The organism is Gardnerella sp. DNF01159, assembly GCF_049244215.1.
Lineage (GTDB): Bacteria > Actinomycetota > Actinomycetes > Actinomycetales > Bifidobacteriaceae > Bifidobacterium > Bifidobacterium swidsinskii.
In genome coordinates this window covers 765,075-778,667 of the sequence record NZ_CP058387.1, presented here as the reverse complement: position 1 = coordinate 778,667, position 13,593 = coordinate 765,075, and the positions used below count along the sequence as shown (strand labels likewise).

General features: G+C 35.6%; 17 protein-coding genes and 2 pseudogenes. 16 read left to right on the top strand and 3 right to left on the bottom strand.

Annotation, left to right across the window (positions count from 1 at the left end):
- Positions 1-95: 95 nt before the first annotated feature.
- The 12 genes and pseudogenes from HXT39_RS02955 (at position 96) to HXT39_RS02900 (ending at position 7,762) form a co-directional block, all read left to right on the top strand.
- A complete protein-coding gene (locus tag HXT39_RS02955) occupies positions 96-392 on the top strand; it encodes a type II toxin-antitoxin system RelB/DinJ family antitoxin (protein ID WP_165845964.1) in 297 nt (98 codons plus the stop codon).
- A 91-nt stretch (positions 393-483) separates the two neighbouring features.
- Positions 484-1,011 carry a DUF7010 family protein gene (locus HXT39_RS02950; protein ID WP_102703093.1) on the top strand — a complete coding sequence of 176 codons (528 nt, stop codon included), beginning with the start codon at positions 484-486 and terminating at the stop codon, positions 1,009-1,011.
- Between the two features lie 285 nt (positions 1,012-1,296).
- Complete coding sequence (locus HXT39_RS02945; RefSeq protein ID WP_199172896.1) at positions 1,297-2,163, top strand: ATP-binding protein; 867 nt, start codon at positions 1,297-1,299, stop codon at positions 2,161-2,163.
- Positions 2,114-2,428 (top strand): ATP-binding protein, encoded by a 315-nt coding sequence (locus HXT39_RS02940; protein ID WP_369827479.1) that lies wholly within the window; start codon positions 2,114-2,116, stop codon positions 2,426-2,428. Before HXT39_RS02945 ends, HXT39_RS02940 begins: the two co-directional genes overlap by 50 nt.
- Positions 2,429-2,549: 121 nt before the next feature.
- Positions 2,550-2,672 (top strand): ArsR family transcriptional regulator, encoded by a 123-nt coding sequence (locus HXT39_RS02935; RefSeq protein ID WP_199172894.1) that lies wholly within the window; start codon positions 2,550-2,552, stop codon positions 2,670-2,672.
- Positions 2,673-2,758: 86 nt separating this feature from the next.
- A pseudogene (locus HXT39_RS02930) lies at positions 2,759-3,082 on the top strand (hypothetical protein); the annotation flags it as partial.
- A 17-nt stretch (positions 3,083-3,099) separates the two neighbouring features.
- Positions 3,100-3,336, top strand: a pseudogene (locus HXT39_RS02925) (recombinase family protein); the annotation flags it as partial.
- Between the two features lie 33 nt (positions 3,337-3,369).
- Positions 3,370-3,948 carry a zinc ribbon domain-containing protein gene (locus HXT39_RS02920; protein WP_369827482.1) on the top strand — a complete coding sequence of 193 codons (579 nt, stop codon included), beginning with the start codon at positions 3,370-3,372 and terminating at the stop codon, positions 3,946-3,948.
- Between the two features lie 351 nt (positions 3,949-4,299).
- Positions 4,300-4,929 (top strand): DUF6037 family protein, encoded by a 630-nt coding sequence (locus HXT39_RS02915; protein WP_102703095.1) that lies wholly within the window; start codon positions 4,300-4,302, stop codon positions 4,927-4,929.
- 401 nt (positions 4,930-5,330) lie between these two features.
- The gene (locus HXT39_RS02910; protein WP_102703096.1) at positions 5,331-5,897 is read left to right on the top strand and encodes a hypothetical protein; all 567 of its coding nucleotides are present in this window, start codon (positions 5,331-5,333) and stop codon (positions 5,895-5,897) included.
- Positions 5,898-5,906: 9 nt separating this feature from the next.
- Positions 5,907-6,866: a hypothetical protein gene (locus HXT39_RS02905; protein ID WP_180963722.1), complete on the top strand. Its 960-nt coding sequence runs from the start codon at positions 5,907-5,909 to the stop codon at positions 6,864-6,866.
- Positions 6,867-7,054: 188 nt separating this feature from the next.
- On the top strand, positions 7,055-7,762 hold the full coding sequence (locus HXT39_RS02900; protein ID WP_199172893.1) for a hypothetical protein: 708 nt from the start codon (positions 7,055-7,057) through the stop codon (positions 7,760-7,762).
- Positions 7,763-7,928: 166 nt separating this feature from the next.
- Here the strand turns inward: HXT39_RS02900 and HXT39_RS02895 are convergent, their stop codons facing one another.
- Positions 7,929-8,228, bottom strand: a complete 300-nt coding sequence (locus HXT39_RS02895) for a hypothetical protein (RefSeq protein ID WP_033888427.1) — start codon at positions 8,226-8,228, stop codon at positions 7,929-7,931.
- Positions 8,229-8,868: 640 nt separating this feature from the next.
- Between HXT39_RS02895 and HXT39_RS02890 the strand changes: the two genes are divergently transcribed.
- The 4 genes from HXT39_RS02890 to HXT39_RS02875 all read left to right on the top strand — a co-directional run bounded on the left by HXT39_RS02890 (position 8,869) and on the right by HXT39_RS02875 (position 12,286).
- Positions 8,869-10,170: a YcxB family protein gene (locus HXT39_RS02890; RefSeq protein ID WP_421793295.1), complete on the top strand. Its 1,302-nt coding sequence runs from the start codon at positions 8,869-8,871 to the stop codon at positions 10,168-10,170.
- Positions 10,171-10,309: 139 nt separating this feature from the next.
- Positions 10,310-10,450 carry a hypothetical protein gene (locus HXT39_RS02885; protein WP_004109059.1) on the top strand — a complete coding sequence of 47 codons (141 nt, stop codon included), beginning with the start codon at positions 10,310-10,312 and terminating at the stop codon, positions 10,448-10,450.
- 69 nt (positions 10,451-10,519) lie between these two features.
- The gene (locus HXT39_RS02880; RefSeq protein WP_012914158.1) at positions 10,520-10,687 is read left to right on the top strand and encodes a hypothetical protein; all 168 of its coding nucleotides are present in this window, start codon (positions 10,520-10,522) and stop codon (positions 10,685-10,687) included.
- Positions 10,688-10,948: 261 nt separating this feature from the next.
- The gene (locus HXT39_RS02875) at positions 10,949-12,286 is read left to right on the top strand and encodes an ATP-binding protein (RefSeq protein ID WP_103013871.1); all 1,338 of its coding nucleotides are present in this window, start codon (positions 10,949-10,951) and stop codon (positions 12,284-12,286) included.
- Positions 12,287-12,552: 266 nt separating this feature from the next.
- On the opposite strand, the gene HXT39_RS02870 is transcribed toward HXT39_RS02875, so the two are convergent.
- Both HXT39_RS02870 and HXT39_RS02865 read right to left on the bottom strand, forming a co-directional pair.
- Complete coding sequence (locus HXT39_RS02870; protein ID WP_103013870.1) at positions 12,553-12,885, bottom strand: type II toxin-antitoxin system RelE/ParE family toxin; 333 nt, start codon at positions 12,883-12,885, stop codon at positions 12,553-12,555.
- The gene (locus tag HXT39_RS02865; RefSeq protein ID WP_076002873.1) at positions 12,882-13,196 is read right to left on the bottom strand and encodes a type II toxin-antitoxin system RelB/DinJ family antitoxin; all 315 of its coding nucleotides are present in this window, start codon (positions 13,194-13,196) and stop codon (positions 12,882-12,884) included. The genes HXT39_RS02870 and HXT39_RS02865 overlap by 4 nt, the downstream gene beginning before the upstream one ends.
- Between the last annotated feature and the right edge of the window lie 397 nt (positions 13,197-13,593).

The following is a 13,593-nucleotide window of genomic DNA, read 5'->3' as shown; positions in this document are numbered from 1 at the left end:
AAAGTGTTTATATCAGTCGAGGAATCCTATTCATGTAAATTGTGTTGCAATATGCGACACAGTATTTTATGGTGTGTTTATGGAGGTTGGTTGATATGGCAGTTACTAAAAGTGCGAATGTGAATGTGAGAATACAAGAAAATATTAAGCAGCAGGCGGAGAAGATTTTGGAAACTATTGGAATTTCTAGGGCTACTGCTATTGACATGTTTTATCGTCAAATCATTCTTAATAAGGGTATTCCGTTTTCGCTTACTATTCCGAAGTCGCTTCCGGCACAAGATGATATGGATGAGAAAACGTTTAACGCGTTGATGGCTAAAGGTTATGATCAGGCGGTTCAAAGTGATAGTTATTCGATAGATGAGGTTTTTGAAGAGCTTGAACGTTGATTGGAAGCTGTGGGGGTAAAGCTGGGTTTTAGAAGAATACGCGTAAAAAATTATTACGTTTATTTTTGTGTTGATTAGAAAGGAGAAATCAATGAGCTTAGATGAATTGAGGAATGATATCATCATAAAGCAGAAAAAAGGTCTGCCGTTTATTCTTACCTCCGTCGTAATATGGTTATTGATTACGGTTGTCGCAGCATTGGATATAAATATTGCGATGAAAAATATCTTGGTGTTTTGTTGTTCAACGCCTATGCTTCCGCTGTCATGGCTGATAGGGAAGAAAATTGGCGTGGATATATTTTCAAAGGACAACGAGCTGGGAAATTTAGGGTTTTTATTTACAATGAATCAGATTTTATATCTTCTCATTGTAATATGGGTGTTTAACACCGTACCTGATAAAATGATTATGGTGTATGCAATGGTCTTTGGCGCACATTTACTGCCGTATTCATGGCTGTACACATCAAAAGCCTACCGGGTTTTCGCAATTATCATTCCTGTTTTATCGCTTGTTTTAGGAAATTTTTTTGGTGGATTTGTTGTTGCAGGAACAGCTGCAGCTGTCGAAATTGCCTTTGTCTTTATTTTGCGAAATGAACTGAATGGTATATAGATAAGTAAATGGAATTCTTTATTGAATATGTTCACAAACGCAATAAATACGAAAAGGACACATTTAGCATATGATGAAAGAGAAAACAGACAGAGTCTTAAGCATAATCATTTCATGCATAGCAATCAGTGCTGCTGCTTTCGGTTTATTTTATTCAAATGCAGGTGAAGCTTTCTGGGTAAAGAACTTATACGACCAACAAGTGGAACTGTATGGAAACGGAATATATGCCTACAATTCTTGGATAAAATTCTAAAAACTGCTTGTGCCTTTGCCAATAACTATATGAACAATGAGATAGGCTTGTTGTTTGTTGGTATTGAAGAAGTCGATGATAAAGAAACGGGAGAAAAAGCAATTCCTAAAAGACCGATTGAAGGGATAAAGGAAGCAAAGTTAGAGGGAATTGAAAATGAAATTAAATCACTCCTTGCCGATATCCATCCTAAAATCAACTATCACATTATTACGAATCAAATTGATGATAAATACTATATCGTAGTTGTGGTAGAAAGTAGTAGTAACGATCCGTTTCAAACAAGTGAAAAGGCAGAAAAAGATAAAGATATTCGATTAAAGGCAGGAAGATATATTAGAGTCGGTAGAGATTCAAGACTTCCAAATCCAACCGAAGAATTTGAATTTTTGAAGAAATTTGCAAACTTTTCTTTTAGCTCAAACTTGAACGATACAGCTACCATAGATGATTTAAGCTATGAATATATGAAAGAATATCTGCTTCAAACAGGAGCAAAGAAATATATTAGGGAAATGTCTAAGCTGGATATAGCAAAGAGTATGGGGCTTATCAGTGAAAGTGAGTATGGTGGTTATAGAGCTAAAAATTTTGCTGTGCTGATGTTTGTAGATACACCAAATAAATTTATTCCAAATGCCCATGTTGAAATCATAAGAGAAATTGATGGAACTGATAAAATGGAATCAAAGAAATTTGATGGTTCGGTTTGGATACAGGCAAAGCAAGTCAGCAAATATTTTGAAGATAATATTATGGCTTCATATACCATAAGGGAAGCGGATAAAATCGAGCATAAGATTGTCTATAACTATCCTCTTACAGCATTTGAGGAACTTGCTACAAATGCCATTTTGCATAAGGAATACGATACGCCTGAATATGTCGGGATATAACATTTACAAGGACAGAATTTCTTTTATGAATCATAATAGGTCGCTCCCTCCTGTAACCATTGAGACTCTTAACAGGGACAGAAGTTTTGATAGAAGGCAGTATCTTAACAAAGAACTTAAAGATATGTTCTTTTCTCTTAACTTAATAGAGTCTTATTCAGGTATAAGGCGTGCAAAGGATGCACTATTGGAAAATGGTTCTCCTGAGCTTAAGTTTTATCCGGATATGAAGAAGATAACTATACCAATGCAGTTATGGGTGTGAATAAAGAATTTTTGAAAGAGTTTAATGGTAGTAATGATGAAAAAACTACCACGAAAACTACTATGAAACAGGAAGAGATTATTAAGATAATAGCTGAAATCCTCACATAAGCGCGAAAGAAATGGCAGAAAAATTAAACCTTACTGTTGATGATGTACGTTATCATTTAAACAAAATGAGGAAAGCAGGACTTATTCGATATGAAGGCTCAACAAAATTAGGTCAGTGGGTAATTATGAAATAGTGGTAAGTTGCAATACACAGAATTAAAAAGTGATTAGAGTAAAATCTAACCGCCTTTTTTGTTTGGAAAAAACGAAGGAGGTAAAAATGCGAATAAATGATTTTCATAACATTTTGGAGCTTGTAAAACAAGATATTTTGCAAAGCAAAGTAGAATATCTGAAGCTCTTAAAGGTTGTCGGAAATAATCAAAGATACAATTTTAAAAGTCAATTAAGTATATATGACAAAAATCCTGAAGCGACAGCCTGTGCCAAGTTTGATTGCTGGAGGGAACGCTTTAATCGAACAGTAATGCGAGGACAGAAGGATATCCCCATTTTAGAGAACTATGGCACATACAAAAAAGTGGACTATATTTTTGATATAGGTCGGACAGTTTCAAGAAATAGAGATTTCAATGAAGTAAATCGAAGGTTGTAAAACGAATTTTCAGAGAGTACCTAGAGGGTGCAAGTTTTAGGGATATTGCAAATTGACTGGAAAAAGACAAAATAAGGACTGGGCGCAAAAGATATAAATGGCATATAAGCACAATTCGAGGGATACTTAGAAATGAAAAGTACATTGACGATGCACTTTTACAAAAGGCAATCACAACAGACTTCATTGAGAAAATACGAATCAAGAATGATGGAACAGTGCCACAACATTATGTAAAGGATACTCAGGAGCCAATCGTAGCTAGGGATATATTCATGTTCGTGCAGGAAGAAATGGTCAGAAGGGCGAACCTAACAAGAAGAGTAGGCAGCAAAAAGAAAAGAGTCTATTCCAGTAAATATGCCCTCTCAAGTATTTGTACCTGCACAAAATGCGGTGATGTTTTTAGGAGAATTGCATGGAATAACAGAGGAAAGAAATCTACAGTATGGAGGTGTTGCACCAGAGTAGAGCATGGTCCATCAGCCTGTGATGCTCCTACCATTCAAGAGTCGGAATTGCAAGTTGCAACAGTCAAGTCAATCAATCAGATCCTAAGATGTTCGGATAGTATGATGCAAATTCTGAAAGAAAATATAGCCATGGTTATTTCAGATGATAATTCAGAGGAGATGGAAAAGCTAAAGGTTATCCTTAAGGAAAAACAGAAGGAACAGGTAAAGCCTGCTCATGCTAAGAAAGATTACTTTATACTAGCTGATGAGATTGATATTCTTAGAGATAAGAAGCAGGAACTTTTGGTAAAAAGAGCAGAGACAGAAGGTATGAAAAAACGAATAGAAAAATTAATAAACTTTCTTCAAAGGAAAAAATCATCACTTGACAGAATATGATGAGGGGATGGTGAGAGAATACATTGAGGAGATAAGAGTATATGAGGACAAGCTTACGATTTGTTTCAAGTCAAAACTTGAAGTTGAGATAATTAGATAAATACTGTGATGTAAGGCAGGATCTTAGTTCTGCCTTTTTTGTGGTTTTTGGGCTTTAAGGAATATATTATAATAAGTAAGCAGAAATCAGTTTGATAAATTTAGATTGACCTACGGTCAAGAAGATATGTGGTATATAATTCCTGTTTGTCGAGATAATGCATTGTATTGGCTATATAAAAGATGTACAGGAACCAGTAGATAAATACAATAAAGAACGGAAAGAATATAAAAATAATATGAGGTGATTATATGGCTGAAATTAGATTTAAAAATCTACCTAAGTTGTTAAGTAGTATGGAGAAGAAAGCATGGATTATTGATAGCTTTTTATTCAAGTATAAAAATGAGAATTATGTTGTAATATTAAAGCTATATAGTGATATAGAAAGAAAGCCATCTAAATATGCTAAGGTAAAATTAGAATTCATTAGGGCTAATAATACCAATGAATCTATACAAGCGTATGCGGATTTTTACGAGGTTCACTTCCATTCTTTAGATGAATTTGCGAATTTCTTTAAGATAAAAAGAGGTAATGCAAATAGAGATTTATTTGTAGATTTCTCTGAAATTTTTTCAAAATTTATACCAGATGAAAAGCATGAGGAAAAGCAAGGTTTGATTCGACAGCTTCAAGGTTCAAGATGTGAGGAAAACAATCCTAATGCAATATACTGCTATGATGTAAGAAGGAATGGAGAGACTGATGGAAGAAAAAATATCAGATCAAAGGCGAATAGTAATAAGGCTTATACTCTAAGAAAAAGTTTGTATGAAAAATATAAAGAAGATAAAAATCTTAGTTTCATCTTTTCTGATAAATCAGAAGATGAAAGAACTGATGAGGAAATAATAAATCAAGTTGCTGCTAGACACTGATTTGTTATATATGGATTAAACAATTTAACGATAGCCCTCCCTATCGTTAAAAAGTGCACCCACTATTCATAGTGTGCACTCAAAAAAGTGTAGATATACTAGGAGTTCTCTCAATCCATACAGAATCAGTAGCGCTTCTTTGCAAATCTCACTGAATCGCAATAGCGTTTTGATGATTTCTACTGTGCCTGCAGCCTGTTGTAGCGTTTTCGTTCTGACATTTATTTGTGTTCATAAAGGTGAGTGTAAGACTAAATAATCTTGTTAGAAAGAAAAATTTGTTTTAGTTTGCAATATTTAATAAAATACTCTCATTGGTGTAGCATACGCAAATAACAGTACCCGACGCGCATCTTAACAATGCGGATCAATTCGGGTTTTCTGATTTTTGAGGAGAGAGAATGATGCGTAAAGCAATGAAAATGTTATCTGTACCGATTGTTAGTGTCTCACTAGTATTGTGTTCAGCTGAAGTGTCTTCCGCTAACACATTGACAGAGCGCGGTAACTTCACATATGCTGCTGGTAGCCTATCTTCTACTACAACTATGACAGATGCAGACTTGGATGCGTTGATCCGTGCATTTGAATCAGTGCCTGCTGATTTGCAGTATGCTAATCCACGTACAACTTCAAATTATGAAGCACGCTTAAATGCAGCATTGCATGGCTTAACGTTTAAGTCACTGATGCGTAGGAATAGGGTTTCTATGTTTGGACATTATGCACCGATGGTTAATTGGGTCGGATGTGCATTAGCGATAGCTTCATTTGTATTTCAATATGGTGTGCCTATTGCTAAGGCACTTGGTTGGCTGAAGCGAGCGAAGCAAATATATGGAACTGTGTCGGCTATCTGGAAAGCATTTAAGCGAGGAGAGCTTCTAGCTCATCTTGGTTCTGATGGAGCTAAGTTTTTGGAAAGTATTCTCGGTATCGAGCCAATTACTCGTAATTGCCTTTCCTAGGGTTAGATGATGAGTGAGATGAATGTAAGGCCAGTGCTTTTCAAGCATGCTTTTTGGGGTCATGTGATTACAGAAACTGTTGCTGGTATTTGCACGCTTATTATTGCGCTGCTCGTACAACAGTTCGTAGGGCACCGCGTACTAGGTTGGGAAACTGTGGTCATACTCGCGCTGAGTGTTGTGGTGTTTTCGCTGCTAAGCACAGCGTATCTGCAGTGGGACAGGCATCGTAGACCAGATGACAGGTCTGGTGATTTGCTCATCGGAATCATCGATTTTGTGCTCAGGCTTCTGGTGACCTCTGGTATTGCTTCATTGCTTGTTTCCAATACTACGCTGCTAAGCATTATTATTGGCGCAGCGATTACTAGTGTGTTGCTGTTTGTTTTTGAAAAGTCTTGGCAGCCAGGTATGACGGATGCGCAATTACAGGAAGCTTCAAAGAAATCGGTTGAGCTTGGCGTTCAAATGCTTGAAGAAGAGCGCGTAAAGCGCGCCGAGGCGAGAAACATGATTGCATTACAGCATGCGAGCGCAGGTAAAACAGGCACTCCTAGAAGTACGTCTTTAACATTCTCCTCGTTAATCGTTGCGAATATGCTGATGGAAGCAGTATGCGATGTTGTCACATTTTTGCTTGCATTGATACTGCAATGGTGGATGCTTTGTACTATCGATGGCTGGCGCACGCTACTCGTCATATTCTTGGGCAATATGCTATTTTCTTGCGTGGCGGCTGCGGTTATGGTTCTGATGGGTGCATTGAAGGCTGATCAACAGAAATGCCTAACAAAAAGTTTGCCTTTCTTGGTTATTGTTGTACTGCTTCGGCTGCTGATTTTCGGTGTTCTCGCTTGGCTTCTTACGCCGAGTTTGGCATGGGTAAGCGTAGTTGTTGGTATTGTGCTTACCGATATTGTTCTCGTTATCAAGCAGCACCCATGGAAAAGAACCGCAGTAGCAGCATAAGATTTTATAAGACTGTTTTCTTCTCTTTTGAGCAAAGGGCTCTACGTACGTTGAGAGTGTTGTATAGTATTGATGTCAAAGACTAGTATCGAAACGAGCTGAGTGTACAAGATTGATGTAAGAAAAATGCACACCCTTTGCACCTGGCTTTGCAACCGCTTTTTACGCAGAAGGAAAGAGAGTTTATTATGGGTAATGGTAGTTCGAAAGAAGAGTTAGCTGCTGACATAAATAATGCTAGAGAAGCATATTCTGAGATAAAAACATTGAATAAGTATTTAAGTAAATTTAAAACAATTAAAAATAAAATTAAGATGCGTAGAGGTAGAGGAAAATTATTAAAAAATTTATATTGGTGGGAAATAGAACTAAAAAATAATGTGGATATTTACGAGATTAAATATAACAAAATTCTTTTAATGCCATATACTTTTGGACTTACAGAAGATGATTTAAATACAAATACAAGTACGGAAATAAATTTGAAAAATTATGAAGAAGATGATTTCTTGGGAGATAATCGCTTATTTGATATCATAAGTAAGGAAAATAGAAAAGAAAAATATAAAAAAGCTAAAATACATTCTAACAATTATAACGTAGATATAACTACAGGTAATTTTCACCCGCATGATGCTTTGAAGGTAGTAATAAAAGGAAAAGAAATTAAACAGATCATGCTAGTAAGAAATACCTATACCTACAAAAAGGGGTCTCACTACGGAGTTTTATACGACAATAATTGCCCTAAAGGCGAAGAAAAAAATTTCATAATTTTAAGAGATGAAGCCAATAAATTACGCTACATTCCTAAAAAATGCATAAAACCAGTAAAAGAAAACGAAGAACTAGGAAAAACACTTATTGATTTTTTAAATTCCATAGGAGTTGAATAAATAATATTACTTAGAACTAAGAAATAGTTATCAGATGTAAATGTGATGTACCCCACAAAAAAGTTAGACTTTTGTGTTTGAAAAAATAGGGGGTATTTGATAATTTTACGTAAGAAAATAAGTAAAGCTGCTATAGGCTATAAGAAAAAATAATATTTGTATATCCCTATTTTTCATATTCGTGTATAACACGTTTTATAAGAGCGTCTTTACCAGAGCCTGGTTCAATCATTGATAAGAAATGACGGGATGAAATTGTGGTCATCAGATCAATTAGATATCTCACGCTTTCATCAGACCCAAGAATAGTATCTTCTTTGTCAATATGTTTAAGTATGTAATGCTTGTAGTATTTAGCCGTACTATTGGGTTTCCAACCATTTTCTTTTAGTTCGTTGTATAATTTGTCAAGATCTAAAGTAATGGTGACCTTCGTAGGTAAAGTAATATTTTCATTTTTATCCATAAATTTGCACCTCCTATTGCTGATAACATACTTCAATGTAGAAACAAAGGCAACAAGTAGGTATGTGGAAGGCGCGAGTGGATGGGAAAATGATTGAGGGGTTGCTAAAATGTTGGAAGTATTAAAGCTGTAGATTTAATTTGCAATTGTATTGAAGATCGTAACAAGAATCTATCTATTTGATGAGAAAAGTTTATAGAAACGGTTTTTGAGGTTTATTTTCTTAAGGTAGATTGTTTTATAAGACCTTGAGTGATGCGAACTTAAGGTGAGTTGAATGATTAACTGGAAAATGGTATTACCGAGGTTTCTGATAAGAATAAAGTAAATCTTGGTTGCATAATATTGTGTGCAAAACAGATGGATGTGCTCACTGCGTTGTGCACTGTTCAATGTGTAGAATTATGTGATAAAAAACACTAAAATATGTATAATTATGTGATTAAATGCACCAAAACATGTGATACACGATAAAAGATAACGCAAAATATAACAGAACAGCAGTGAAACTAAGCGTAGAAACAGCCGAGCGTTAATACGGCTGCAATATCTAATAGTGTAATGCAAGATGAAAGGTGAGTAATCATGAAAAGGCTGATTATACAGATAAACTTATAGAACTTGCGCTGAAGGAGAATAATTGAGAAAGAAAGATAATCTACAAGGGGGAAGAGAGAAAGAGAAAGAAAAGCAGGAACATACTCCCACAGATGAGAAAAATCCTCTATATTGTGAATCACATGAGCAAATATGTGAAAACCTTAACAGTGCAAATAAGGAATTATCCAAGTATAAGGTTTTGCAGCCGAGTGCGGAAATCTTTTCCATCTTAATGATTATTGGAACTGTTTTTATGGCATCCAATAAGCTACAGCTTTTTGGATGGATCACCTATTGTTTTGCAATTCTGCTTCTTGTTGTAGTTTCTCTTATTTGGGTTATTGGTGTTATTTGGCAGCGCAATATACACAGCCGTTTTAGTAGTGCAAATGTAGAGCGTAACAAATCTTTTCTTAGCTATGGCAAGCAACAGTGGAAGGGTAGAATCTCGCTGGTTCTTTATTGCTTTTTTGTGTTAAGTGGTATTCTAACTGCATTCTTTGGAATAACTGCAGTACGTCTTCCAAATCAGTGGCTTTTGCAGACTTGGGTATATGTTATATGCGCGGCAATGCCAGTTGTTTGGATGATTACGATTGCTCTTGTATGTGTCTTCTATAATCTCTATCTTATTTCGCGTGTACGGAAGATAGGTATAAGAATTGTACTTCGTTGTCTACATGTTCTGCTTTGTGTGCTGATTATCTTAGGTCTTGGATTTTTTGACGTTTTGTTTATTGTTGGCAGATATTCTGTGAAACAAAATGATAATGGTACATACACAGAGCACGTGGACGATATGTATGCTCCTTTTGAGTATTATCTTTATAAGTCTGAAGGCCCATTTTTCCTTAAGTATCTTCGACCAATGAAAGATTCAAGTGATACTGATCCAAAAATAAGTGAATCTGAGTGGTATAGCAGAATTGATCGTAATAACAGGAAAGATACAAGATTAAAAGATACAAGATTAAAGGTTGAAGAGCCAGATAAAAATTACGATTTGCATGATTCCGCTGAGCATGATTTAGAATCAAAGAAGGAAAGAAATGCAGCGCTTAAGATATTTGATAAGTATTTTGCGGCGAAAGGCTTTGCGTTCAAGGAGAACTATACCGCCAAGGGAGATATGTACTTTGTTCTGAGTGAAAGCCGTTCGGACATTACCTATCTGCAGTATAACAGGGACTCTCAGGATGGAAAATGTGGTCTTTATATTCTGTTTAAGGCTTCAAAATCTTCAAATGGAAGCTGGTCGCCGAGTGATGCTCATATGCAGAGCACCTACACGTATGAATATAACACTGGAGTAATTGCAAAGAGCAGTAGGGCATATTGGTAGTAGGGTTGATTGGTTATATGTAGGAATATAAGACTATCGGAAGATTGCCAGATAGTAGCATCCATAGTTGTATACTCTAGTTGCTTATATTTTGGAGAACAAAACGGTGTAAAAATTGTAAAAAAGTTCTCTACATTATTTGATTTCTCATGGCAGGGGCTTGTTGGTTATTCCAGAAAATAAGGTTCCTGAGTTTAAGAAGTTGCTTGTTGAGTATTATGAGTGTGAAGATTTGCATGTGATTGCTTCGTTTATGAGGGAATGTTGTTGGAGGCGTTAAACGCGCGCGATGATATTGGTTCTTCTGTTTCTGTAAATCTTGCTGTTTATGAAAGAGTATAGTTTGCTAGTGAATGAAGAGATTAGCGTTGATAATAGTTTTAGTATTGCTTGTAAGTATGTTAAAAGTTTAGGCTTGCAGTCTGTGACGAATGCGTTTGCTTGCGTTCGTGAAGATGATTGGAAAGCACGGTATGTGAAATACATGTTATCGAGTCATAAAGGGCAAGATATTTAGTGCGTGTGAAGTAATTTTTGCTGCGTGTTTTTACGTGTTTTTATGCTCAGCATTGCTCAATGCGTATAATTATGTGATAAAAAACACTAAAATACGTATAATAATGTGATTAAATGCGCCAAAACGTATATAATAATGTGATATACGATAAAAGATACCGCAAAATATAACAGAACAACAGTGCAACTCGCGTAGAAATAGTCAAGCGTTAATACGGTTGCAATATTTAATAGCGTAGCGTCAAGTGAAAGGTGAGTAGTCATGAAAAGGCTGATTATGAGTAAACTTTTAGCATGGAAGAACTCACCGTATCGTAAACCATTGATATTAAAAGGCGTGCGTCAAGTTGGTAAAACTTGGATACTAAAAGAATTTGGTAAGCTTTACTACAAAAATATTGCTTATTTTAACTTCGATGAAAACAAAGAATATAAGCAATTCTTTGAAACCACTAAAAACGTGGAGCGAATTTTACAAAATCTAATGCTTGCAAGTGGTCAAAAAATCGAAGCAGAAAACACGTTGATTATATTTGATGAGGTTCAGGATTGCCCAGAAGTAATAAACTCGATGAAATATTTTTGTGAAAACGCTCCGCAATATCATGTTGCTTGCGCTGGATCGTTGCTTGGAATAACACTTGCAAAACCATCTTCATTCCCAGTTGGAAAAGTTAATTTTATGCAAATAAACCCAATGAATTTCACTGAGTTTTTACTTGCTAATGGAGATGAAAATCTAGCGAAGTATATTAAACAAATCGATAAAATAGAGCAGATTCCAGACGCATTTTTTAACCCTCTATGCGAGAAATTAAAAATGTATTATGTTACAGGGGGAATGCCTGAGTCAGTTTTAATGTGGGCTAAAGCGCGAGATGTAAACGCAATGCAAGAAACGTTGTTTGAGATCATAACAGCTTATGAACGAGATTTTGCGAAACATCCTAGTGTTAGTGAGTTTCCTAAAATATCAATGATTTGGAATTCTATTCCGTCTCAACTTGCGCGTGAAAACAAAAAATTCTTGTATAAAGTTGTTAAAAATGGTGCGCGAGCAAGAGAATATGAAGATGCTTTGCAATGGTTGGTGTCAGCACAATTGGTGTATAAAATTTATAGAAATACTGCGCCGAGTTTACCTATTGCTGCTTATGATGATGTATCTGCTTTTAAGATTTATTTGGCAGATGTTGGTTTGTTAAGGCGATTATCTCAACTTGCTCCGACTGCGTTTGCGGAAGGCAATAGACTGTTTACTGAGTTTAAGGGTGCTTTAACAGAAAATTATGTTTTGCAAGCGCTGCTTACTCAATTTGAAGTGATGCCTAGATACTGGTCTCAAACGAATCCGCCGTATGAAGTGGATTTTCTTATTCAACGAGAAAATGATATTTTCCCTATTGAAGTTAAATCTGAAGCAAATATTAATAGTAGAAGTTTGAAAAAGTTTAAAGAATTATTCCCTAATCAAACGAAATTACGTATACGATTCTCGCTGAATAATCTCAAACTAGACGATGATATGTTGAATATTCCGTTATTTATGGCTGATTACACGGATAAGCTTATAGAACTTGCTCTGAAAGAGAATAATTAAGAAAGAAAGAAAGATAATTAAAAAAGGAACGATTACAAGATATAGAAATAAACTAGGGCAAAAGTTAAATGAGTGTCAATCGACGAAACGTTGCAACCAGCCTAGGAGGGCTTCTAGGCTGGTTGCATTCCCAAAAATCAAGCTATTAAGTCAATCTTAAACCTTTTTGCGATATTTTCCTATCGTTAAAAAGTGCACCCAATATCCATAGTGTGCACTAAAAAGTGTGAATACGTTGCCAGTACTTTTCTATCCCAAATCGCGCATTAATTGTTTGAGTCGTTAACAATGTTTTCAATATTTCTGCCTGAGTAGAAGATACGAATAACTGTTACAGTCATTTGGTTTTCGTCTACTTGGTAAAAAACTGTGTAGTTATCTATGGGAACTCTGCGTATTCCTTTAGAACACCACGGATCCCAATTAACAAGTGTATATCGTATAGGCATAGTCTCAAGAGAACGTATAGCATGCTTAATGCGGTTGACTTGTTTTTCCGCCGTTCTTGGAACTTGTAATGTAAAACAAATGTATTCGTATAGCTCTGTAAGATCAAGGAACGCTTGCGGAGAATAGATGATGTTATAAGTTGTACTCATGCACCATATTCCTTTGCAAAGAACTGATCTACTTCATCTGCACTATATTGTTTGCCAGTCGAAATAGAGTCGATGCCTTTTTGCAATTCCTTATCCAACTCATCTCTTGTTAAGCTGCCTAAAGCAAGCGGCTTTTCTTGCTTATTAGTTGGCAAGCGAAGTTCAAATGGCATGCCTTTTTGTAAAACAATCTGGCTGTAAAGCATTTGAATCGCAGAAGACGGTGTTATGCCAAGCTGGTTCAATATGCTTTCAGCGTTTTCTTTAAGATTTGTATCGATTCTTGCATATACAGCATTCGTATTTGACATTGTGTTCGCATCCTTTCTGTGCTTATTTTACAAAATAGTTGCAAGCATACGCAAGCAGATGAAAGCAAAAGTTTAATCACCTGTTCTCGTGTTAAATACTTCATTTGGCAAATTCCTCATAGACTTTATTGGAGATTTGGAGATAAGGAATTTATGAGGTTGCTTAGCCTTGTAATAAGTAGTAAATAGGCAGGTCTAGTTTCTTAACTCTTGTATGCAATGAAACTTTTCCTTTTGCACTCTGAAACTATTGCTTTCTGTATTATATGTTTCGCAAGTATCACGCTACTTGAGACTTTTGTTAACACGTTAAAAATTGCAGTGGGGTAGTACAAAAGAATTACATATCAGTTTTTGTCTCAACAAATTCGTACGTACGTTGTTTCTATTAAATTAT

What these genes read in the sequence shown, in the direction of transcription:
- HXT39_RS02935 (WP_199172894.1), top strand. Translation starts at nt 2,550, where the DNA reads ATGGCAGAAAAATTAAACCTTACTGTTGATGATGTACGTTATCATTTA.
- HXT39_RS02920 (WP_369827482.1), top strand. Translation starts at nt 3,370, where the DNA reads ATGTTCGTGCAGGAAGAAATGGTCAGAAGGGCGAACCTAACAAGAAGA.
- HXT39_RS02910 (WP_102703096.1), top strand. Translation starts at nt 5,331, where the DNA reads ATGATGCGTAAAGCAATGAAAATGTTATCTGTACCGATTGTTAGTGTC.
- HXT39_RS02940 (WP_369827479.1), top strand. Translation starts at nt 2,114, where the DNA reads ATGCCATTTTGCATAAGGAATACGATACGCCTGAATATGTCGGGATAT.
- HXT39_RS02905 (WP_180963722.1), top strand. Translation starts at nt 5,907, where the DNA reads ATGAGTGAGATGAATGTAAGGCCAGTGCTTTTCAAGCATGCTTTTTGG.
- HXT39_RS02865 (WP_076002873.1), bottom strand. Translation starts at nt 13,196, where the DNA reads ATGTCAAATACGAATGCTGTATATGCAAGAATCGATACAAATCTTAAA.
- HXT39_RS02945 (WP_199172896.1), top strand. Translation starts at nt 1,297, where the DNA reads ATGAACAATGAGATAGGCTTGTTGTTTGTTGGTATTGAAGAAGTCGAT.
- HXT39_RS02950 (WP_102703093.1), top strand. Translation starts at nt 484, where the DNA reads ATGAGCTTAGATGAATTGAGGAATGATATCATCATAAAGCAGAAAAAA.
- HXT39_RS02900 (WP_199172893.1), top strand. Translation starts at nt 7,055, where the DNA reads ATGGGTAATGGTAGTTCGAAAGAAGAGTTAGCTGCTGACATAAATAAT.
- HXT39_RS02955 (WP_165845964.1), top strand. Translation starts at nt 96, where the DNA reads ATGGCAGTTACTAAAAGTGCGAATGTGAATGTGAGAATACAAGAAAAT.
- HXT39_RS02875 (WP_103013871.1), top strand. Translation starts at nt 10,949, where the DNA reads ATGAAAAGGCTGATTATGAGTAAACTTTTAGCATGGAAGAACTCACCG.
- HXT39_RS02915 (WP_102703095.1), top strand. Translation starts at nt 4,300, where the DNA reads ATGGCTGAAATTAGATTTAAAAATCTACCTAAGTTGTTAAGTAGTATG.
- HXT39_RS02895 (WP_033888427.1), bottom strand. Translation starts at nt 8,228, where the DNA reads ATGGATAAAAATGAAAATATTACTTTACCTACGAAGGTCACCATTACT.
- HXT39_RS02870 (WP_103013870.1), bottom strand. Translation starts at nt 12,885, where the DNA reads ATGAGTACAACTTATAACATCATCTATTCTCCGCAAGCGTTCCTTGAT.